The 21,186-nt window shown below is 69.9% G+C and carries 16 protein-coding genes; 4 read left to right on the forward strand and 12 right to left on the reverse strand.

What is annotated here, in order from left to right:
* Positions 1-42 precede the first annotated feature (42 nt).
* The 8 genes from mltG (ACQPWU_RS36450) to ACQPWU_RS36485 form a co-directional block, all read right to left on the reverse strand.
* Positions 43-1,209, reverse strand: a complete 1,167-nt coding sequence (gene mltG, locus ACQPWU_RS36450) for an endolytic transglycosylase MltG (protein ID WP_433429892.1) — start codon at positions 1,207-1,209, stop codon at positions 43-45.
* A gap of 214 nt (positions 1,210-1,423) precedes the next feature.
* Positions 1,424-2,896, reverse strand: a complete 1,473-nt coding sequence (gene mltG, locus ACQPWU_RS36455) for an endolytic transglycosylase MltG (RefSeq protein ID WP_433429894.1) — start codon at positions 2,894-2,896, stop codon at positions 1,424-1,426.
* A gap of 130 nt (positions 2,897-3,026) precedes the next feature.
* Complete coding sequence (gene ruvX / locus ACQPWU_RS36460; protein WP_360694801.1) at positions 3,027-3,506, reverse strand: Holliday junction resolvase RuvX; 480 nt, start codon at positions 3,504-3,506, stop codon at positions 3,027-3,029.
* 1 nt (position 3,507) lies between these two features.
* The gene (gene alaS / locus ACQPWU_RS36465; RefSeq protein WP_433429895.1) at positions 3,508-6,180 is read right to left on the reverse strand and encodes an alanine--tRNA ligase; all 2,673 of its coding nucleotides are present in this window, start codon (positions 6,178-6,180) and stop codon (positions 3,508-3,510) included.
* Positions 6,181-6,197: 17 nt separating this feature from the next.
* Entirely contained in the window at positions 6,198-6,428 is a 231-nt protein-coding gene (locus ACQPWU_RS36470) for a hypothetical protein (protein ID WP_433429897.1), read from the reverse strand.
* Positions 6,425-6,883 (reverse strand): DUF948 domain-containing protein, encoded by a 459-nt coding sequence (locus ACQPWU_RS36475; protein ID WP_433429899.1) that lies wholly within the window; start codon positions 6,881-6,883, stop codon positions 6,425-6,427. Before ACQPWU_RS36475 ends, ACQPWU_RS36470 begins: the two co-directional genes overlap by 4 nt.
* A gap of 762 nt (positions 6,884-7,645) precedes the next feature.
* Entirely contained in the window at positions 7,646-8,947 is a 1,302-nt protein-coding gene (locus tag ACQPWU_RS36480) for a replication-associated recombination protein A (protein ID WP_433429901.1), read from the reverse strand.
* A 194-nt stretch (positions 8,948-9,141) separates the two neighbouring features.
* Positions 9,142-9,624, reverse strand: a complete 483-nt coding sequence (locus ACQPWU_RS36485; RefSeq protein WP_433429903.1) for a DUF2231 domain-containing protein — start codon at positions 9,622-9,624, stop codon at positions 9,142-9,144.
* 169 nt (positions 9,625-9,793) lie between these two features.
* On the opposite strand from ACQPWU_RS36485, the gene ACQPWU_RS36490 reads away from it, so the two are divergent.
* The gene (locus ACQPWU_RS36490; protein ID WP_433429904.1) at positions 9,794-10,699 is read left to right on the forward strand and encodes a peptidylprolyl isomerase; all 906 of its coding nucleotides are present in this window, start codon (positions 9,794-9,796) and stop codon (positions 10,697-10,699) included.
* A gap of 51 nt (positions 10,700-10,750) precedes the next feature.
* Here the strand turns inward: ACQPWU_RS36490 and aspS are convergent, their stop codons facing one another.
* Genes aspS through ACQPWU_RS36505 form a run of 3 tightly spaced genes read right to left on the reverse strand, consistent with a single transcriptional unit; the run spans position 10,751 to position 14,435 of the window.
* The gene (gene aspS, locus ACQPWU_RS36495) at positions 10,751-12,502 is read right to left on the reverse strand and encodes an aspartate--tRNA ligase (RefSeq protein ID WP_433429906.1); all 1,752 of its coding nucleotides are present in this window, start codon (positions 12,500-12,502) and stop codon (positions 10,751-10,753) included.
* Positions 12,499-13,755 (reverse strand): histidine--tRNA ligase, encoded by a 1,257-nt coding sequence (hisS, locus tag ACQPWU_RS36500; RefSeq protein WP_433429908.1) that lies wholly within the window; start codon positions 13,753-13,755, stop codon positions 12,499-12,501. The genes aspS and hisS overlap by 4 nt, the downstream gene beginning before the upstream one ends.
* Positions 13,755-14,435: an MBL fold metallo-hydrolase gene (locus ACQPWU_RS36505; protein WP_433429910.1), complete on the reverse strand. Its 681-nt coding sequence runs from the start codon at positions 14,433-14,435 to the stop codon at positions 13,755-13,757. Before ACQPWU_RS36505 ends, hisS begins: the two co-directional genes overlap by 1 nt.
* 138 nt (positions 14,436-14,573) lie before the next feature.
* On the opposite strand from ACQPWU_RS36505, the gene ACQPWU_RS36510 reads away from it, so the two are divergent.
* The 3 genes from ACQPWU_RS36510 to ACQPWU_RS36520 all read left to right on the forward strand — a co-directional run bounded on the left by ACQPWU_RS36510 (position 14,574) and on the right by ACQPWU_RS36520 (position 18,172).
* Positions 14,574-15,449: a peptidylprolyl isomerase gene (locus ACQPWU_RS36510; protein ID WP_433429912.1), complete on the forward strand. Its 876-nt coding sequence runs from the start codon at positions 14,574-14,576 to the stop codon at positions 15,447-15,449.
* A gap of 62 nt (positions 15,450-15,511) precedes the next feature.
* Positions 15,512-16,741, forward strand: a complete 1,230-nt coding sequence (locus tag ACQPWU_RS36515; protein ID WP_433429914.1) for a DUF349 domain-containing protein — start codon at positions 15,512-15,514, stop codon at positions 16,739-16,741.
* Between the two features lie 339 nt (positions 16,742-17,080).
* Entirely contained in the window at positions 17,081-18,172 is a 1,092-nt protein-coding gene (locus tag ACQPWU_RS36520) for a cupin domain-containing protein (protein WP_433429915.1), read from the forward strand.
* 709 nt (positions 18,173-18,881) lie between these two features.
* On the opposite strand, the gene ACQPWU_RS36525 is transcribed toward ACQPWU_RS36520, so the two are convergent.
* On the reverse strand, positions 18,882-21,071 hold the full coding sequence (locus tag ACQPWU_RS36525; protein WP_433429917.1) for a RelA/SpoT family protein: 2,190 nt from the start codon (positions 21,069-21,071) through the stop codon (positions 18,882-18,884).
* Between the last annotated feature and the right edge of the window lie 115 nt (positions 21,072-21,186).

The raw sequence follows: 21,186 nt of genomic DNA on the forward strand, positions 1-21,186 counted from the left end.
CCCAGCAACGGACGGACGCCCACGGCGGTGCGGCCGGGACGGTCAGCCGCCGCAGCCGCCGTTCTTGGAGCACTCGGCCAGCAGCGCCTGGCGCTCGGCCTCGGTGGTGGCGAACTTGGTGATGTTGCCCTTGGGGTCGGTGGCCACGAAGTACAGCCAGGGGCCCTTCGCCGGATTGAGTGCCGCCTCGATGGCGTGGTCGCCGGGGTTGCCGATCGGGCCGGGCGGCAGTCCCTCGTACATGTAGGTGTTGTAGCGGGACTTGGTCAGCAGTTCGGCGTGCGTGGCGTAGGTGCGGAACTTGCCGAGCGCGTACATGACCGTGCTGTCCATCGACAGCTTCATCTGCGGCTTGCGCTCAAGCCGGTTGTAGATGACGCGGGCGATCTTCGGCATGTCCTCGGGCCGGCCGGCCTCGGCCTGCACGATGCTCGCGATGGTCATGATCTCGTGCGGTGTGTGGCCGAGCGCCTTGGCACCGCCCTCGAGGTCCATGTCCTCGGCGGTCTGGTTGAACCGCTTGACCATGGTCGCCAGCATCTCCGTCGGCGTGGTCTTGGGCTGGAACTCGTACGTGGCCGGGAAGGCGTACCCCTCGAGCTTGTTCTTGGCGTAGGACGGCAGGTCGAACTCACCGACGTTCTTGGCCGCGGCGGTGAAATCCTTGGCGGGCTTGCCGGTTGCCTTGGCGAGCGCGGGAAGGGTCTGGGACAGGCGTAGACCCTCCGGGATCGTCACCTTGGCCAGCAGCCGGTTCGCCGGGATGAGCATCGACACCGCTTGCGCGGCCGACATCTTCTTGCGCAGCTTGTACGAGCCTGGCACCAGCGAGCCGCTCTTGTTGGCGTTGCCGATCGCGTTGGTGAACGCCCTGGCGCTGGCCACGACCCCCAACCGCTCCAGCTCCACTGCCACGTCCGAGGCGTTCTGGCCGTCCTTGATCTCCACGATGACCTCGCCGGTGCCCTGACCGGTGAAGTCGTCGGGCACGAGCGCGTCGCTGAGCCACAGGTACCCGTAGTATCCGCCGCCGCCGATGATGCCCGCCAGCACGACGAAGGCGAGCAGCGGCGCTATGAAGCCGCCCCGGTTACGGCGCCTGCGCCGCCGGCGCCCGCCGCCGCGCTTGCCGGAACCACGGGGACGGCGCCGGGCACGACCCTCGTCGTCCTCGGCGCCGAGCAGAGTGTTCAGATCGAGATCGTTCATAGTCGCGCTGGCCAATCTCCCGGTACGGCCAGCCGGGAGTCAAGCGAAACCGCCAAACCGGCTGGGGTCGTCACCGAGCGGAACTGGGGGATCCGCCGGACATGCTCCCACGACCAGCGGAGAGCACTCTGGGTAGCCATGCTAAGGGATGGAAAGAGGGCGCATGCCCCGTTTTGGGGCCTTTGCGCCGGGACGGGGGGAGTCCCTTCGAACATCAGTGCGTCCCGAGGTTCTTTTTCAACTCTTCCCGGTATCTCACGAACTCGCTCTCTTTGTTGGTGAATTTGGTGATTCTATGCGCCGGATCTGTCGTGACAAACCAGTGCCAATCGCCCTTGGCAGGGTTCAGGGCCGCTAGCAGCGCCTTCTCCCCCGGATTGGCGATGGGTCCAGGAGGCAGTCCCTTGTGGCGATAGGTGTTGTAGGGGGAGTCCACCTTGGTGTCGCGCTCCGTGATCCTCAGGCTCCGGCGGTTCTGTGCGTACAGAACGGTGCTGTCGATCTCCAGCTTGGTGCCCTTCTCGAGGCGGTTGTAGATCACTCTGGAGATCTTCGGATAGTCCGCGTCGGTCCCGCCCTCAGCCTGGATCATGCTGGCCACCGTGACCGCCTCCAGCGCCGTCAGGTGCTTGCGGGCCGCCTGCTCCTCCAGGCCCAGCTTCCGGGCTGCGACGCCGAAGCGCTCGACCATCGCCGCCAGCACGTCCACGGCCGTGTCGCCGGGCTCGATCTCGTACGTCGCCGGAAACAGGAACCCCTCGAGCCCCGAAGCGTATTTGGGCAGGCCGACGAGGCCCTTGTCGACGCTCTGGAGCTCCTTGAGCGGCAGCCCGGTCTGCTTGGCGACGCGGGCGAGCACCTCGGACGTCCGCATGCCCTCCGGTATGGTGACACGCCGCACGACCCTGGACGAGGGGGCGAGCAGCAGGTCGAGCGCCGCCCCGGCGGCCATGCCCTTGCGCAGCCGATAGTGTCCCGGCCGCAGCCGGTTGGTGACCGCGCGCTCCTCCGCCGCCCGCACGAACGACCGCGCGCTCGCCACCACTCCGGCCTCCTCCAGCGTGGAGCCGACGTCCTCCGCGCTCGAGCCCGGCACGATCCGCACCGTCACGACGCCGCTTCCGGGCCCGTCGAAGTCGTTGGGGCTGAGGTACGGCTTGAGCACCGCGATCCCCCCCGCCCCCAACGCCACCAGGCCCGCGACCAAGCTGGCGGAGACAATCCCGGCCTTGCGGATGGCCTGCCGGCGGCGCTTGTACGCCAGCGCGACGTTCGCCTCCTCAGCCTCCGCCTCGGCCTCCGGCTCAGGCGCGGCCCCGCCTGCGGACACGGTCCCCGTTTCGGGAACTGCCCCCGCTCCGGACGCGACCACCCTCTCGGAGACAGCCTCCGCCTCAGACGCAGCCACCCCCTCGGACGCGGCCTCCGCCTCAGAGGCAGCAACCCCCTCGGACGCGGCCTCCGCCTCAGAAGTAGCCTCCGCCTCGGAGGTAGCCTCCGCCTCGGACGTAGCCTCCGCCTCGGGCGTGGGCACCCTCTCGGGCGCGGCCTCCGCCTTGGGCTCGGCCTCCGCCTCGGGCGCGGGCTGCGGTGGCTCGGATTCCTCTGGCTCCTCCGGCGTGGAGTCGTCCGAGCTGAACGGGATCAGGTCGCCGGTGTCGTCCTCGTCCGTGGGCCGGCCGTTCACGCGACCACCCCGCAGTCCCACCGGGGAGCGGTCCAAGACACCGTCACCGACGCGAGCCGTACGGACCGATGCTCCGTCAGGCCACATGGGCGCGACGTCGGCGCGGGCGTGACGCCCGTGACGCGCGCGCTCATGAGGCAGGTCCGCCGGCCGCTGGGGGCGGTGCGACGGGCCTGCCTGGGGGTCTATCCGTGGCACGCTCGGAGTCGAGCGCGTCCTGCAGCAGCACGACCGCGGCCGCCTGGTCGACGACGCCGCGCTGCTTCTTGGCCTTCATGCCGCTGGCCCGCAGCCCATGCTGCGCCGCCACCGTGGTCAGCCGCTCGTCGAACAGCCGCACGGGCGTCGACTCGAGCCGGGCCGCGAGATCGCCGGCGAATTGGCGGGCCAGCGAAGCCGCCTGCCCCTCCCGTCCGGACAGCGAGGTGGGCAACCCCACGATCACCTCGATCGCCTCGTGTTCGGAGACGATCGCGGCGATGCGGTCGAGGTCGCCCTTCCCGCGCCTGACGGTCTCGACCGGCGTGGCCAGGAACCCCGAAGGGTCGCTGCGAGCCACGCCGACGCGTACGGAGCCGACGTCCACGCCGATCCGCGTACCGAACCTCATGTCAGCCGAGCTGATCCGCGATGGCCTGCTCGACCTGCTGAAGCGCCTCGCCGATCCCCTCCGGTCGTGTGCCGCCACCCTGCGCGACATCATCCTTGCCGCCACCGCCACCCCCAAGAGCCTTGGCGGCGACGCCGACCAGCCGTCCGGCCTTGAGCCCCCGCTCGCGCCCCGCCTCGTTGACCGCGGCAACCACCACTGGACGGTCGGAGGGGACGCCAGCGATCACGATGACCGCCGGCCGGTCGGCCGGGAACCTGCCACGCACGTCAAGCGCGAGCTTACGCAGATCGTCGGCACCGGTGCCATCAGGCGCGCGGTGTGTCACGACGGAGACTTCCCGCAGGTCACGGGCCTTGGCCGCCAGATCGCCCGCCACCTGGAGCACCTGCGCGGAGCGGAGCTTCTCCAACTCCTTCTCCGCCGTGCGCAGCCGGGTGACGATGCCGTCGATGCGCTCGGGCAGCTCCTCGCGGCGCGCCTTGAGCTGCTCGGTGAGCTGGGCGACCAGCACGCTCTCGCGGGCCAGGAAGCGGAAGGCGTCAATGCCGACGAGCGCTTCGACGCGCCGCACGCCCGCGCCGACGGACTGCTCACCCAGCACCTTGACCAGGCCGAGCTGGCCGGAGCTGTGGACGTGGGTGCCGCCGCACAGCTCGCGCGAGTAGTCGCCGATCTCGACCACGCGGACCTCGTCGCCGTACTTCTCGCCGAACATCGCCAGCGCGCCCATCGCCCTGGCCTCCGCCTGCGAGGTGGTGAAGGCGTTGACCTTGAGGTCGTTGATGAGCACCGCGTTGACCTCGTCCTCGACGTCACGCAGCACGCTCGGCGGCACCGCGCCCGCCGCGGTGAAGTCGAAGCGGAAGCGGCCGGGAGAGTTTTCCGAGCCGGCCTGCGCGGCCGTCTCGCCGAGCGCGTTCTTGAAGCCGCGGTGCACGAGGTGGGTCGCGCTGTGGCTGCGCGAGATCGCGCGGCGGCGCTCGATGTCGATCTCCGCCTGCGCCTCGTCGCCGACCTTGATCTCGCCGCTGCGGACCTTGCCCCGGTGGACGACGAGGCCCGCGATCGGCGACTGCACGTCGACGATCTCGACCTCGGCGCCGCTGGTGCGGATCACACCCTGGTCGGCGAGCTGGCCACCGCCCTCGGCATAGAACGGGGTGCGCGCGAGCACGACCTCCACGGTCGCCCCCGCGCCCGCCACCGGCACGGACACGCCGTCGACGAGGATGCCGGCCACGCTCGTGTCGGCCTCGGTCTGGTCGTAGCCGAGGAATTCGACCTTGCCCGCCTTCTCCAGCAGCTGCCCGAAGACGGAGATGTCGGCGTTGCCGGTCTTCTTCGCCGCGGCGTCGGCCTTGGCCCGCTGCCGCTGCTCCTTCATGAGCCGGCGGAAGCCCTCCTCGTCGACCTTGAGCCCCTGCTCGGCCGCCATCTCCAGCGTCAGGTCGATCGGGAAGCCGTACGTGTCGTGCAGCTGGAACGCCTGCTCGCCCGAGAGCGTGGTCACGGACTTGCGCTTGGTCTCCTCGACGGCCACGTCGAAGATCGCCGTGCCGGTGCGGAGCGTGCCGAGGAACGACGCCTCCTCCGCGTCGATGACCCCGTGGATCTGCGGCGCGTCCACCTTGAGCTCGGGGTACTGCTCGCCCATGACGTTGATCGCGACGTCGGTCAGCTCGTGCATGTAGCGGTCGTCGCCGGAGCCGAGCAGGCGCAGGTTGCGTACGCTCCTGCGCAGGATGCGGCGCAGCACGTAACCCCGGCCCTCGTTGCCGGGCAGCACGCCGTCGGCGACCAGCATGGTGCCGGTGCGGACGTGGTCGGCGATCACGCGGAGGCTGACGTCGGCGCGGTGGTCGCGCCCGTAGCGGGTCTTGGTGAGCTCGGCCGCCTTGTCGAGGATCTTGTACGTGGTGTCGATCTCGTAGAGGTTGTCCACGCCCTGCAGAATCGTCGCCATGCGCTCGAGGCCCATGCCGGTGTCGATGTTCTTCGCCGGCAGCTCGCCCGCCACGTCGAAGTCGACCTTGGTGCGGACCTGGCTGAGCTGGTACTGCATGAAGACGAGGTTCCACACCTCGAGGTAGCGGTCCTCGTCGGCGACCGGGCCGCCCTCCTTGCCGTATTCGGCACCGCGGTCGTAGTAGATCTCCGAGCAGGGGCCACCAGGGCCGGGCACACCCATGTGCCAGTAGTTGTCCTCCAGACCGCGCCGCTGGATGCGCTGCTCGGGCAGGCCGACCTTGTTACGCCAGATATCGAACGCCTCGTCGTCGTCGTGGTAGACGGTCGCCCAGAGCCGTTCCTCGGGAAAGCCGAAGCCGCCGTCGGACTCGGAGCGGGTGAGCAGCTCCCACGCGAACGGGATCACTTCGGACTTGAAGTAGTCACCGAAGGAGAAGTTGCCCAGCATCTGGAAGAACGTGGCGTGCCGCGTGGTCTTGCCGACCTCTTCGATGTCGGGGGTGCGCACACACTTCTGCGCGGTGGCCAGCCGGGACGCCGGAGGCTTGCGCTGCCCCAGGAAGTACGGCTTGAACGGCACCATACCGGCAGGAACCAGGAGTAGCGTGGGGTCTTCGGCGATCAGGCTGGCCGAGGGCACTACCTTGTGCCCACGCTCCTCGAAGAAGCGCAGGAAGCGGCGGGCGATCTCTGCCGACTCCATGTTGGCCATCCTTTGCGTTAGTTGTTGTCTTCAGCGTTGTCGAGCCCGAAGCGTGCCCGCAACTGGGTTTCGCGCTCCGCGGCCTCGCCGAGCGCGTCGGAAGTAAAGTCTCTCACCTGCCGGAGCATCCCCGCGGCGCCGTTCGCCGTCCTGCGTGCGACGTGGTTGGGGTGGAGAGCCTGCAGCCTGCGCATCACCCAGAAGGTGAGGAACGCGCCCAGCGACAGGTAGAACAGCCGCCTGATCATCGTGCCCGCCTCGGCGCGGCCTTGGCCTCCGCCTTCGCCTCGGTCTTGAGCCCGGGCTTCGCCTCGGCTTTGAACCCGGACTGCGGCCGGACCTTGAGCCTGGGCGCCCTGCGGGCCTCGATGGCGCGCCGCACGCCGTATCCGAGCGACGACACCTTGATCAGCGGTCCCGTGAAGATGGTCTGGGTGACCCCGCTGAGCTTGGCGGCATGGCCACTGACCTGCTTGACGTCCTTGGCGATGGCCTCGACGGCCATCAGCTGCCTGTTGGTCTCGTTGACCGTGACGCTCATGTCGTCGAGCAGCGGCAACAGACGATCGTTCAGGTCGGAGACCGCCTTCGTGGTCTCGGTGAGCAGCCTGGCGAGCTTGACGAGCACCATGGCGAGAACGCAGACCAGGACTATCCAGCCGGTGGCCGCGATCAGCCCGGCGAGCTCTCCAGCGGTAAGCATCCGCTCATCTCCCTCGTACGCTGGGCCGGAACGGCAAGACCCTATCGCGTTGAAGTGACAACCTTGGTGAGGTCGCCGGCCCTGATCGGTCCGCCGCGTCGCCATCCGGCACTCCCGGCCACGCTGCCGGCCGCGCCGCGCCCCATCATGACCTCGCGCGGCGGCCAGTCCCGTCCCAGCCGTGCCTTGGCACGGCCGCACACCCAAACTTACGCCATCCCGCGCCCCGCCCCGCCTGCCCGCGCTCACCCCGCCATATGAGCACTCCCACCGCACACAAGCCCGCCACACGTGGGTGCCGCGCCGCACGCATGCCGGCCACATGCAAACCGCGCCGCACGCAAGCCACACCACACGCGGATGCCTCGGCGCCCGTGCATCGCCACTCGCTCCGTACATTGCGCCGAACACCATCACACGACAGCCCGCCGACCCGGCGCCGAGTAAGGGCCGGCGTCCAGCGCTCCTGCCGCGCCGTCCAGCCAGATCGCCACCCACGTCACGCGCTCCCGCCACACGCGCTCCGCCGTACACCACCGCAACGCAGCACGCCAGCCCGGCGGCCGGCAAACGACGGTGCCGTCCCGAGCGGTTGTCTTGTCAACGCGCCCGTTTCCGACCGCCCCGGCGGAGCGCCTCGACAACCACCAACGTCGCGGAATCCACCCGCACCCCGAGGGGGGCCAACGCCCCGCCTCTTTACAATGTAGATCAAAAGAGCTTCCAGCGACAGCAGCCACCATCCCGGGAAAGCGCCGAGGCTCAGGAGCCTCGGAGAAAGTCGCGGATCTTGCTCCAGCGCTCGGCGATCGGCGCCTCGGCGCCGTGGCGGGTCGGCTCGTAGTAACGGCGGTCGCGCACCTGCTCCGGCGCATACTCCTGCCGCACCAGCCCGTGTTCGAAATCGTGCGGGTACTTGTACCCGTCGCCGTGGCCGAGCTTGGCCGCGCCCGGGTAGTGGGCGTCGCGCAGGTGGCCGGGCACCTGGCCGATCAGGCCCCGGCGGACGTCGCCGACGGCCGCCCCGATGGCCTTGACCACGGCGTTGGACTTGGGGGCCATGGCACAGTGGATGACCGCGTGCGCCAGGTTGATCTGCCCCTCGGGCAGCCCGATGAGCTGCACCGCCTGGGCGGCGGCCACCGCGGTCTGCAGGCACGTCGGGTCGGCCATGCCCACGTCCTCGGAGGCGAAGATGACGATGCGGCGGGCGATGAAGCGCGGGTCCTCGCCCGCCTCGATCATGCGGGCCAGGTAGTGGAGCGCCGCGTCGGCGTCGGATCCGCGCATCGACTTGATGAACGCGCTGATCACGTCGTAGTGCTGGTCGCCCTGCCGGTCATAGCGTACGGCGGCCTTGTCGACGGCCTTCTCCACCACCTCCACGGTGATGTCGTCGGCCAGCAGCGCGGCGGCCTCCAGGTATGTCAGCGACCTGCGCGCGTCGCCACCCGCCAGGCGTATCAGATGCTCGAGGGCCTGGGGCGCGAGCGTGGCGCGCCCGCCGAGGCCGCGCGGGTCGGACACGGCGCGCTCCAGCACGGCGCGCACGTCGTCGTCGGACAGCGACTCCAGTGTGAGCAGCAGCGAGCGCGACAGCAGCGGTGAGATGACCGAGAAGAACGGGTTTTCCGTGGTGGCGCCGATGAAGGTGACCCAGCGGTTCTCCACGGCGGGCAGCAGCGCGTCCTGCTGGGCCTTGTTGAAGCGGTGCACCTCGTCCACGAACAGCACGGTCTGGCGGCCCGTCATGCCCAGTTCGCGCCGCGCGTTGTCGATGGCGGCCCGTACGTCCTTGACACCGGCGGAGACGGCGGAGATCTCGACGAAGCGGCGCTTGGTGACGTTGGAGACGACGTAGGCGAGCGTGGTCTTGCCGGTGCCCGGCGGCCCCCACAGGAACAGCGACATGGGAGCCTCGCTCTCGACCAGGCGCCGCAGCGGGGTGCCGGGGCCGAGCAGGTGCCGCTGGCCGATCACCTCGTCGAGCGTCCGCGGGCGCATCCGCACCGCGAGGGGCTGGGGGGTGGCCTCCTCGGCCGCCGAGTCGAACAAGCTATCCACAACGCGAGATTACCGGAGGCGTGGCGCGTACTCAGAACCTTCGCCATCTTGAGGCTTGCGGACGGCGACCAAGTCAGCACGAAATGGAATCAGTCGTCTCAGGGCGTGGAGACCTCCAGACGGTAGTCGGGTCTGCGAAGCGCCGAGCGCCCCGTTCCACGAGTCACGGCGTCCGCGCCGCGACGAGGTGCGGGTCAAATGCCCCAGACGGCTCTCGCACCGGAGTCGCCGGCACGGAAGACGTAGTAGCCGGCCACCGCGGCCAGCACCAATGTCAGCGCCGACAGAGCCAATGTGGTGGTCCGGCCGAACCTGTCGCGGCCGACAGAGTCACGGGCGGGCCGGGTCGCGTACACGAGCAGAAGGGCGGACGCGGCCAGCCCGAGCACCGACAGCAGCAGCGGGTTGGCGAAGCTCTCGTGCGTGGAGACGCGGGCCCCGAGCTCGCCGTCCGCCGTGGCGAAGCGGGCCGCCTTGAGGCTCTCGCCGCTCTCCTTGGCCGCGAAAACCGCCACGGGCGCGGCAAGGGAGAGCAGCACCACCGCCCACGCCGCGTACGTGCGCCAGCGCTGCACCAGCGTGTAGACCGCGGCGGTGGCGACCAGCAGCGGGGTCAGCACCACGGCGAAGTGAATGATCAGGGGGTGAGCCGGCAGGCCCAGGATCTGGTCGAACATGAGGGGCTCCTTTAGTTCTCATTTCAACTACGAATGCGAGCACCATATGGTTCGCGACCTCAGCTGTCGCATGCGCGGCTTTCGCCACTTACGTCCGGCACATATCGAGGGCCGGTAGCATGCGCGGAAGCTGTTTGGTCATGCACGGGCAAAATGAGAGGACATAGCGGTGAGCGGCGACGACCGCCAGAACGAGGAAGACCGCCAGAAAGAGCTGGCGCGGGAGCACAAGGAACGGCAGGCGCAGCGCGCCGCCGCCCAGACCGCCAAGGCGAGGCGGAACACCTTCATCGGCGCAGGCGTGGCCGTCGTGGTGGTCGCGGGCGGCATCTTCGCCGCGACCACGCTGGTCAACAAGGACCCCGCCGGCGAGGCGGCCGCGCAGAGCAGCCCCTCCGCGAGTGCGAGCGCCTCCCCGAGTGAGCCGGCGCCGTCCACCCCGCCGGCCAAGACGGGCCCGGTCTCCTGCACCTACAAGCGGGAGACCTCAGTGCCGAACAAGTTCGTCGGTCTGCCCGGCAAGCGGCCCAACATGAAGCTGAAGAAGATGACGATCGTCACCAACCGCGGCACGGTCGTCGTCGATCTCATGACGGACGCCGCGCCGTGCTCGGTCAACTCGCTCAGCTTCCTGGCGAAGAAGAAGTTCTACAACAACATGAAGTGCCACCGCCTGGTCACGCCCGACGTGTCCGGCGTGCACCTGCTGCAGTGCGGCGACCCGCTGGCCAAGGCCGACGGCAAGAACCCGACCGACGGGCAGGGCACCGCGGGGTACGTCTACGGCGACGAGAACACCGACATCCCCCTGGCCAAGGGCGTGGTGTTCATGACCCAGGCGGGTGACGCGATGGGCCAGAACAACAGCCAGTTCGCCATTTCGCTGTCGGACGAGAACACCCAGATCGGCTCGGGCTACAACGTCGTCGGCATGGTCAGCGAGGGCATGGACATGCTGCAGGGGCTGGCCACCAGCGGCAAGGACCTGATCCTCAACAACGACGACATCACCGGCGACGGTGGCACCACCGCACCCAAGAAGCCTGTGATCATCAAGACCATCACGTTCAAGTAGAACGCACGCAAACGGCGGGCACCGGCCACGGTGCCCGCCGTTTTCACATGCCTAGACCTCGGCCTTGGGCTGGGCGTCGACGCCCGCCTCCTTGCGCTGCTCGGCCGTGATCGGCGTGGGCGCGGCGGTGAGCGGGTCGAAGCCGGAGGCCGTCTTCGGGAAGGCGATCACGTCGCGGATCGACTCGCCGCCGGACAGCAGCATGCAGATGCGGTCCCAGCCGTAGGCGATGCCGCCGTGCGGCGGGGGGCCGTACTTGAACGCCTCCAGCAAGAAGCCGAACTTGCTCTCCGCCTCCTCCTTGGAGATGCCCAGCACGTCGAACACGCGCTGCTGCATCTCCGCCCGGTGGATACGGATCGAGCCGCCGCCGATCTCCATGCCGTTGCAGACCATGTCGTACGCGTACGCCAGTGCCTCACCCGGGTGGTCCTGGAAGTTGTCGGCCCACTCCGGCTTGGGCCCGGTGAACGGGTGGTGCACGGCCGTCCAGCCGATCTCGCGGCCCACCTCGTCGTGCACGGGCTCGAACATGGGGGCGTCGACGACCCACAGGAACGCCCACGCCGACTCGTCGATCAGGCCGCAGCGGCGGCCGATCTCCAGGCGGGCCGCGCCGAGCAGCTCACGCGAGGCGTGCTGAAGGCCGGCCGCGAAGAAGATCGCGTCGCCCGGCTCGGCGCCGACCTTGGCCGCGAGCCCGGACAACTCCTCTTCCGAGAGGTTCTTGGCGACCGGGCCGCCCAGCGTCCCGTCCTCCTGGACGAGCACGTAGGCCAGGCCCCTGGCGCCGCGGCTGCGGGCCCACTCCTGCCAGGCGTCGAGCTCCTTGCGCGTCTGGGAGGCCCCGCCCGGCATGACCACGGCGCCGACGTATTCGGCCTGGAAGACGCGGAAGGTGGTGTTGGCGAAGTAGCCGGTCATCTCGACCAGCTCCTGGCCGAAGCGCAGGTCGGGCTTGTCGGAGCCGTAGCGGGCCATGGCGTCGGCGTACGTCATGCGCGGCAGCGGGGTCGGCAGCTCGTAGCCGGCGATCTCCTTCCACAGCCGGCCGATCAGCTTCTCGCCGACCTCGATGACGTCCTCCTGGTCCACGAACGACATCTCGACGTCGATCTGCGTGAACTCCGGCTGCCGGTCGGCCCGCAGGTCCTCGTCGCGGTAGCACTTGGCGAGCTGGTAGTAGCGCTCGAGGCCGGCCACCTGGAGGAGCTGCTTGAACAGCTGGGGCGACTGGGGCAGGGCGTACCAGTTGCCGGGCTGCAGGCGCACCGGCACCAGGAAGTCGCGCGCGCCCTCGGGCGTGGAGCGGGTCAGGGTGGGCGTCTCGACGTAGACGAAGCCGAGCTCGTGCATCACCTCGTTGGCGAGGTAGGTGGCCTTGGAGCGGGTGCGCATCGCGCCGGCCACCTGCTGGCGGCGGATGTCGAGGTAGCGGTACTTGAGCCGGGCCTCCTCCGACACCCCCACGTTGCCCTCGATGGGGAACGGCAGCGGCGCGGACTCGCTCAGCACCTCGACCCGGTCGGCCACCACCTCGATGGCGCCGGTGGGCAGGTCGGGGTTCTCGTTGCCCTCGGGGCGCACCCTGACCTGGCCGACGACCTTCACGCAGTATTCGGCTCGCAGGTCGTGGGCGTGGTCCTCCTCGCGGAAGACCACCTGCGCCGAGCCGGAGGCGTCGCGCAGGTCGATGAAGACCACGCCGCCGTGGTCACGGCGGCGGGCCACCCATCCTGCGAGCGTCACCTGCTGCCCGGCGTGCTCCTTGCGGAGCGACCCGGCCTGATGCGTGCGGATCACTGCACTTTCCCTTTCAAAACGTCGACGACCTCGGCCAAGGGCACCTCGGTCTGCTCAGCGGTGGTCAGGTCCTTCACTTGCACGGCCTCGGCCGCCAGGTCACGCTCGCCCAGGATCAGCGCGAAGCGGGCGCCGGAACGGTCGGCCCCCTTCATCGCCCCCTTGAGTCCTTTGCCACCGAAGGCCATGTCAGCGGCGACGCCGGCCGCGCGCAGCTCGCTCAGGAGCCTGAACATGGCGCGCGCCGCCTCGTCGCCCAGCGCCACACCGTACACCTCGCAGCGCGGCGGGGTGGCGAGCTCGATGCCTTCCCGCTCAAGGGCGATGACGGTGCGGTCGAGGCCGAGTCCGAAGCCGATCCCGGGCAACGCGGGACCGCCGATGGCCTCGGACAGACCGTCGTAGCGGCCGCCGCCGCCGATGCCGGACTGCGCGCCCAGCAGCGGGTGGTCGAACTCGAACGTGGTGCGGGTGTAGTAGTCGAGCCCGCGCACGAGCCTGGGCGCGTCCTCCCATGGGATGCCGAGGTCGGCCAGGAGCTGCTTGACCCGGTCGTGGTAGGCCTTGCAGTCGGCGCAGAGGTGGTCGCCGATGAGCGGCGCGCCCTCGAGCTGCGCGCGCACCTCGGGACGGTTGTCGTCGAGCACGCGCAACGGATTGATCTCGATCCGCGCCCTGGTGGCCTCGTCAAGGTCGAGCCCGCGCAGGAACTCCTGCAGCCGGGCCCGGTAGATCGGCCGGCACTCCTTGCAGCCCAGCGAGTTGAGCAGCAGCCGCACCTGGGTGAGGCCGAGCCCGGAGTACCACTGCCAGGCCAGCGCGATGGTCTCGGCGTCGACAGCGGGGTCCTCGCTGCCGATCGCCTCCAGGTCGAGCTGGTAGAACTGGCGGTAGCGGCCCTCCTGGGGCGCCTCGGCGCGGAACACGGGCCCGTCGGTCCAGACCTTGACCGGGAGCTGGCCGCGGTGCAGGCCGTACTCCAGGACCGCGCGCAGCACGCCGGCGGTGAACTCCGGGCGCAGCGTCAGCGACCTGCCGCCGCGGTCGGTGAAGGTGTACATCTCCTTGCTCACGACGTCGGTGGACTCACCCACGCCGCGCGCGAACAGCTGGGTGTCCTCGAAGACCGCGGTCTCCAGGTAGGCGTATCCCGCGCGCCTGGCCGTCTCCGCGAACGCTCCGCGGATCTCGTAGAACGTCGAGGCCTGCGGTGGAACGTATTCCTTGACCCCTTTAGGTGCTTGGAAACTCATTAGATCCCTCGTGTGGGACCGGCTTGCGGCGCCGCTTCTTTCAAGTATGGATTGCTAGCGCGCTCGCGGCCGATCGTGGTCTGTGGTCCGTGGCCCGGCAGCACGACCGTATCGTCAGGCAGCGGCAGACACTTGGTAGCCAGGCTGCTCAGGATCGTCGCGTAGTCGCCGCCGGGAAGGTCGGTGCGGCCGATGGAGCCGGCGAACAGCAGGTCGCCCGAGAACATGATCTCGTCACCGGGCAGCCGGAAGCTCACCGACCCCCTGGTATGGCCGGGCGTGTGGTCGACCACGAGCTCCAGGCCGGCTAGCTCGAGCACGGCGCCGTCGGACAGCTCACGCACGTCGTCGGGCTCGCTCAGCTCCAGCCCCGCGAACATCGAGGCGCTCGTGCCCGACCAGCCCGCGGCCGGGTCGCTCAGCAGGTGGCGGTCGTCGGGGTGGATCCACGCGGGGACGTCACGCGCGCCGCAGACCGGGGCGACCGACCAGACGTGGTCGAGGTGGCCGTGGGTGAGCAGGACCGCGACCGGCTTGAGCCGGTGCTCGCGTAGCAGCTCGTCGACGCCGTCGGTCGCGTCCTGACCTGGATCGACGATCACGCATTCCTCGCCGGGGGCAGGCGCGACGACGTAACAATTGGTCTGGAAGGCCCCTGCGGGGAAGCCGGCGATGAGCATCTGCCTCAGGTGATCTCGTCGAAAAGCCAATGGGAATGTAACCGAAGGGTACCGGTGCGGGTCGCCGGGCTGCGAATCATTACCCGTTGGCCGATACGATTCGCCCACCTCAGTTGATTGACTATGGGAGGCAAAGCGGTGGCCACGGGGAAGGACCGGCAGAAGCAGCTGGCGCGTGAGCACTACGAGCGGCAGATGCAGCGCCGGCTCGAGCGCGAGCAGAAGGCCAAGCGCACAGCGATCATCGGCTCCACTGTGGGCGTCGTGATCGTGGTCGGCGGCATCGTGGCCGCGGTCGCGCTGCTGGGCGGCAACAACACAGGGACCGACGCGGCATCCTCGCCCACGGCGTCGGCGGCCGACACGGCCACGGCGGCGCCCAGCGCGAGCACGGGGCCCAAGGCGTACGACGCGGCCACCGGCACCTGCGACTACGTCAAGGACACCGCGGGCGGGAAGATCAAGGACGTCGGCATGCCACCGGCGAAGGTGAAGACCACGCCCGCCACGAAGACGATGACGTTCAAGACGAACCTGGGCGACATCGTGGTCGAGCTGAACAACGCCAAGGCGCCCTGCACGACCAACTCGCTGGAGTTCCTGGCGAAGAAGAAGTACTACGACGGCAGCAAGTGCCACCGGCTCGGCACCGAGAAGTTCCCGATGCTGCAGTGCGGCGACCCGACGGCCAAGGCCGACGGCAAGAGCCAGGACGGCTCCGGCGGCCCCGGCTACGTCATGGCCGAGGAGAACCTCCAGGGCGCCCAGTACAAGCGCGGCGTGATGGCGATGGCCAAAACACAGGCGCCGGGCAGCACGGGCAGCCAGTTCTTCCTCGTTTACGGCGACATCGGCCTCACCCCGGATTACACGCCGGTGGGTACGATCACCAAGGGGCTCGACATCCTGGACAAGGTGAACAAAGCAGGCGTCATCGCCGACATGGGGGACGGGACGGGAGCACCGAAGGAAACCGTCGAAATCAAAGACGTGACAATCGCCAGCAAGAGCTGACGTAATACAAACTAGGGACGAAGTAGTCCCGAAGGGTCTGATGGAAAGTGCGGGAGGACACGGTGAGCACCGACCCGTGGGGCCGGGTAGACGACGACGGCACCGTCTACGTGCGTACGGCTGAGGGAGAACGGGCCGTCGGCTCCTGGCAGGCCGGTGAACCCGAAGAGGCACTGGCCTACTTCCATCGCAAGTACGACGAGCTGGCCGGTCAGGTGCAGTTGCTCGAGCAGCGCGTCAGGGGCACGGACCTGGCTCCGGCCCAGGCCGAGGCGAGCATCGCCAAGCTGCGGGAGGCCGTCGCCGACGCGCACGCCATCGGCGACCTGGCCGCGCTGACGGCCCGGCTCGACGGCCTGACCGAGCTGGTCGCCGAGCGCCGCGAGGAGGTCAAGGCGGCGCGCGAGCACGCGCGCGCCGAGGCCAGGGCGGTCAAGGAGCGCATCGTCGCCGAGGCCGAGCGCATCGCCGACGAGACCACCCACTGGAAGTCGGGTGGCGAACGGCTGCGCCAGCTCGTCGAGGAGTGGAAGGCCGCCGACCGCATCGACAGGGTCACCGAGGCCGCGCTGTGGAAGCGGCTGTCGGCGTCGCGCACGGCGTTCGCCAAGCGGCGCAAGGCGTACTTCGCGGGGCTGGACGAGCAGCGCGAGGGCGTACGCGCGGCCAAGGAGCGCATCGTCGCCGAGGCCGAGGCGCTGGCCGACTCGACCGACTGGGGCACGACCGCGGCCATCTATCGCGAGCTGATGCAGCAGTGGAAGACCGCTGGGCGGGCCTCGCGCGAAGCCGAGGACGAGCTGTGGGCGCGCTTCAAGGGCGCCCAGGACCAGTTCTTCCAGGCCCGTTCCGCCGTCTTCGCCGAGCGTGACGCCTCGCTGGCCGCCAACGCGGAGGTCAAGGAGGAGCTGCTGGCCGAGGCCGAGAAGATCCTCCCGGTCACGGACGTCCGTACGGCCCGCGGGGCGCTGCGGAGCATCCTGGAGCGCTGGGAGGCCGCCGGCCCGGTGCCGCGCGAGCAGCGCGACCGGCTGGAGGGCGGCCTGCGCAAGGTGGACGAGGCCGTGCGCAAGGCCGAGGACGCCGAGTGGAAGCGGTCCAACCCGGAGGCCAGGGCCCGGGCACAGAGCACCGTCGACCAGCTGCGTACCTCGATCGAGCAGCTGGAGACGCGGCTGTCCAAGGCTCAGGCCGCCGGTCGCGCCAAGGACATCAAGGAGACCGAGGAAGCGCTGACCGCTCGCCGCTCGTGGCTGGAGGAGGCCGAGCGCACGCTCGCCGAGTTCAGCTGACCCGGTGGGGGCCCCTCATGGCCTCCACCGGGCCACCGACGCCTGGACGCGCCTGGCTTCGGCGGCCCGCCCGCGATACCGCGGCGACGCCTGCCTTCGCCCGGCCGCACGCCGGCGCGCGCCCGCCCTCGGCCGTCCGACACCCGGCACGCGCGTTCGCCCTTGCGCCCTGCCGTGCCCGACGCGTCCCGTGCCGCGCTTCCTCCGGTGCGCCACGGCCCCTTGAGCTCCACTCCGCCGCCGAGCGGTAGCGGGATGGCGGCGAGCCAAGGGAGCCTGCAGGGGCCGGTGCGCGAAATGGGGCAGCGGCGGAGTGGGCGGAGACCTAGGCTGGCGGGCATGGATCCGGTCAGCGCCGCACGTGCCCTCGTCGAGGACATGTTCCCGGGAGCCCTGTACGCCTTCGTCGGCGGGAGCGCCCTCACCGAGCACCGCACCAGCACCTCCGACCTCGACGTCGTGGTGGTGCTCGACGGTCTGCCCACCCCGTATCGCGAGTCACTGCGGTGGCGCGAGTGGCCCGTCGAGCTGTTCGTGCACAGTGAGACCAGCCTTAACGCCTACCTCGACAAGGACTTCGACAGGCGCCAGCCGAGCCTGGCCCGCATGTGCGCCGACGGCGCGGTGCTGACCGACCGGACGAGCGGCAGGGCCAGCGACCTCCAGGCGGCGCTGAGCGAGCGCCTGGCGGCCGGACCGGGCGGCCTGACGAGCTCACAGGCCGAACAGGCCAGATACGCCCTGTCGGACCTTCTGGACGACCTGTCGGGCGCCACGGATCCGGGCGAGCAGACGTTCGTGCGCTGGCAGGTGGTGCAGGAGACGGCCAGGATGGCGCTCGGGCTGGGGCGCAGGTGGCAAGGGAGCGGGAAGTGGCTGCTGCGCGAGCTGCGCGCCCACGACCCGGAGCTGGCCGAGAAACTGCTCGCCGCCCACGACGACTCCGTACGGCTGACCGGCGTCGCCTCGGACGTGCTGGAACGCGCTGGAGGGCGCCTCTGGGAGGGTTACCGGGCCGAAGGGGACCCGTTCCACCTGCCGCTGCGTCACGTGCCCTCAGGGGAGCTCTCGGGCGAGACGGCGCAGAGCTCCGGCATGCGCCGGCTGGCCGCGATCAGCGGCGCCACGGCCGGGTCCTCGCGGCTGTGGATGGGCCAGACCCACGTCGCCCCCGCCACCCGCTCGTCCGACCACCACCACGGGGCCTCGGAGACGGCCATCTACGTGGTCAGCGGCACGCCGTCGTTCGTGTTCCTGGAGGACGACCGGGAGGTGCGGCTGGACACGAAGCCCGGCGACTACATCTTCGTCCCGCCGTATGTGCCCCATCGCGAGGAGAATCCCGACTCGTCCCAGGAGGCCGTGGTCGTCATCGCCCGCAGCACCCAGGAGGCCATCGTGGTCAACCTCCCCGACCTCCGCCCCCGCTGACCCCGCCCTGCCCGCCGACGCCCCGCCTCTTGTGGTGCCTCCGCTGAACGGCACCCTGCCTACGGCGCATCCGCCTGGCACGACAGGCCCCAAACGCCCCAAGAGCGCGCCCCGGCCGCGCACCGCCTGGCCGCTCGGCGCACAGACGCCGTCCCGGCCACTCGGCCCCCACACGCCATCCCGGCCGCTCGCACGTAGGCGCCGCACTCGCCGCTCCACGTAGGCGCCGCACTCGCCACTCCGCGCAGACACCGCACTCGCCACTCCGCGCAGACACCGCACTCGCCACTCCGCGCAGACACCGCACTCGCCACTCCGCGCAGACACCGCACTCGCCACTCCGCGCAGACACCGCACTCGCCACTCCGCCCAGACGCCGCACTCGCCACTCCGCCCAGACGCTATCCCGGCCGCTCGGCGCCCAGACGCTTTCCCGGCCGCTCGGCACGCAGACGCCGCACTCGCCGCGCTCAGCCTCCGCGCCTCGCGCAGTCCACGTCGAGCCGGTCCTCAGCCCCGTAATCGCCCCCGCGCACCACTTGGCGCCCCGTACTCACGCGAAGCCGCGCGCGGTCGTGGCCGTGCGTGGAGGTCGGCACGCACATCGCACAAGGGGACGCGTGGCGCCCGCGGGGCCCGGTGTCAGCCCGACGCACGGGGACAGCGTCCCCGGAGCGGCGTGAACGCGGAGCGGCGCACGCGGGGTGGGTCAGCCGCCCGCGCCGCTGACCCGGTAGACGTCGAACACGCCCTGTATGCTGCGCACGGCCTTGAGCACGTGTCCCAGGTGCTTCGGGTCCCCCATCTCGAACGTGAACTTGCTGATCGCCACCCGGTCCCGCGACGTCGTCACGGACGCGCTCAGGATGTTCACGTGCTGATCGGACAGCGTACGCGTGACGTCCGACAGCAGCCGCGGCCGATCCAGCGCCTCCACCTGGATCGCCACCAGGAACACGCTGTCGTCACTGGGCGACCAGCTGACCTCGACCAGCCGGTCCGGCTGCGACTTGAGCTGCTGCACGTTGGTGCAGTCGGCCCGGTGCACCGACACCCCGTGCCCTCGAGTCACGAACCCGACGATCTCGTCACCGGGCACCGGGGTGCAGCACTTCGACAGGCGTACCCACACGTCGGCGTCGCCCGCCACGACCACGCCGGCGCCGCCTCCGCGGGGACGGCCGCGGAGGCGGGTGGGCAGGGAGGTCTCGGCGATGTCCTCCTCGGCGCTGTCGACGCCGCCGATCGAGGCCACAAGCTTCTGCACGACGGCCTGGGCGGCGATGTGCCCCTCCCCCACGGCCGCGTAGAGCGCGGACACGTCGGGATAGCGCAGATCGCGGGCGAGCGCGAGGAGCGCCTCGCCGGACATCAGCCGCTGCAGCGGCAGGCCCTGCTTGCGCATGGCCCGCCCGATGGCCTCCTTGCCCGCCTCGATCGCGGTCTCGCGGCGCTCCTTGGAGAACCACTGCCGGATCTTGTTACGGGCCCGGCCCGACTTGACGAACTTCAGCCAGTCGCGCGAAGGCCCGGCGTCGGGCGACTTGGAGGTGAAGATCTCGACCGTGTCGCCGTTGCCGAGCCGCGACTCCAGCGGCACCAGCCGCCCGTTGACCCGCGCGCCGATGCAGCGGTGGCCCACCTCGGTGTGCACGGCGTAGGCGAAGTCGACCGGCGTGGCCCCCTCGGGCAGCGCGATGACCTGCCCCTTCGGGGTGAACACGTAGACCTCGGAGACCGACAGGTCGAAGCGCAGCGACTCCAGGAACTCGCCCGGGTCGGAGGTCTCCTTCTGCCAGTCGAGGAGCTGGCGCAGCCAGGCCATGTCGCTGCCCGGCTTGACCTTGCCCGTGGGGCCGGGCGTGCCGACCTCCTCTTTGTACTTCCAGTGGGCGGCCACGCCGTATTCGGCCCTGTGGTGCATGGCGTGGGTGCGGATCTGCAGCTCCACCGGCTTGCCCTCGGGACCGATCACCGTCGTGTGCAGCGACTGGTACATGTTGAACTTGGGCATCGCTATGTAGTCTTTGAACCGCCCCGGCACCGGGTTCCACCGGGCGTGGATGGTGCCGAGCGCCGCGTAGCAGTCGCGTACGCTGTCGACCAGCACGCGGATGCCCACCAGGTCGTAGATGTCGTCGAACGCCACGTCGCGGGCGATCATCTTCTGGTAGACCGAGTAGTAGTGCTTCGGCCGGCCCTTGACCACGGCGCGGATCTTGGCCTCGCGCAGGTCGCCGGAGACCTTCTCGATGACCTCCTGCAGGAACAGGTCGCGGCGCGGCGCGCGCTCCGACACCATGCGGGCGATCTCGTCGTAGCGCTTGGGGTAGAGCATGGCGAAGGCGAGGTCTTCGAGCTCCCACTTGATCGTGTTCATGCCCAGGCGGTGGGCCAGCGGGGCGAAGATCTCGAGGGTCTCGCGGGACTTCTGGTGGCGCTTGTGCTCGGGCAAATAACGCATGGTGCGCATGTTGTGGAGCCGGTCGGCGAGCTTGATGATCAGTACGCGGATGTCGCGCGACATGGCGACGACCATCTTGCGCACGGTCTCGGCCTGGGCGGCGTCGCCGAACTTCACCTTGTCCAGCTTGGTCACGCCGTCGACCAGGGACCCGATGGTGTCGCCGAAGTCGCCGCGCAGCTCGTCGAGGCTGTAGGCGGTGTCCTCCACCGTGTCGTGCAGCAGCGCGGCGCACAGGGTCTCGTCGTCGGTGCCGAGCTCGGCCAGGATCGTGGCCACGGCCAGCGGGTGCGTGATGTACGGGTCGCCGGACTTCCGCTTCTGGTCGCGGTGGTGGTAAGCGGCGACATCGTAGGCACGCTCGATCAGGCGCAGGTCAGCCTTGGGGTGGGTGGCGCGGACCGTACGGAACAACGGCTCCAGCACCGGATTCATGGCCCCACCCCCAAACCGCCTTCGACGCGCCGGAACGCCGGGCGCATCGGCATTGCCGGCGTCGGTTACGTCGGGCGCGACCACATCACGGGGCACACAGACTCCTCACGCAATG

It is taken from the genome of Nonomuraea sp. CA-141351, from assembly GCF_050944675.1.
Classification (GTDB): domain Bacteria; phylum Actinomycetota; class Actinomycetes; order Streptosporangiales; family Streptosporangiaceae; genus Nonomuraea.

Coding starts and splice junctions, on each gene's coding strand:
- mltG (WP_433429892.1), bottom strand. CDS start 1,209: ATGAACGATCTCGATCTGAACACTCTGCTCGGCGCCGAGGACGACGAG.
- ruvX (WP_360694801.1), bottom strand. CDS start 3,506: ATGAGGTTCGGTACGCGGATCGGCGTGGACGTCGGCTCCGTACGCGTC.
- alaS (WP_433429895.1), bottom strand. CDS start 6,180: ATGGAGTCGGCAGAGATCGCCCGCCGCTTCCTGCGCTTCTTCGAGGAG.
- ACQPWU_RS36470 (WP_433429897.1), bottom strand. CDS start 6,428: ATGATCAGGCGGCTGTTCTACCTGTCGCTGGGCGCGTTCCTCACCTTC.
- ACQPWU_RS36475 (WP_433429899.1), bottom strand. CDS start 6,883: ATGCTTACCGCTGGAGAGCTCGCCGGGCTGATCGCGGCCACCGGCTGG.
- ACQPWU_RS36485 (WP_433429903.1), bottom strand. CDS start 9,624: ATGTTCGACCAGATCCTGGGCCTGCCGGCTCACCCCCTGATCATTCAC.
- hisS (WP_433429908.1), bottom strand. CDS start 13,755: ATGAGTTTCCAAGCACCTAAAGGGGTCAAGGAATACGTTCCACCGCAG.
- ACQPWU_RS36505 (WP_433429910.1), bottom strand. CDS start 14,435: ATGCTCATCGCCGGCTTCCCCGCAGGGGCCTTCCAGACCAATTGTTAC.
- ACQPWU_RS36520 (WP_433429915.1), top strand. CDS start 17,081: ATGGATCCGGTCAGCGCCGCACGTGCCCTCGTCGAGGACATGTTCCCG.
- ACQPWU_RS36525 (WP_433429917.1), bottom strand. CDS start 21,071: ATGAATCCGGTGCTGGAGCCGTTGTTCCGTACGGTCCGCGCCACCCAC.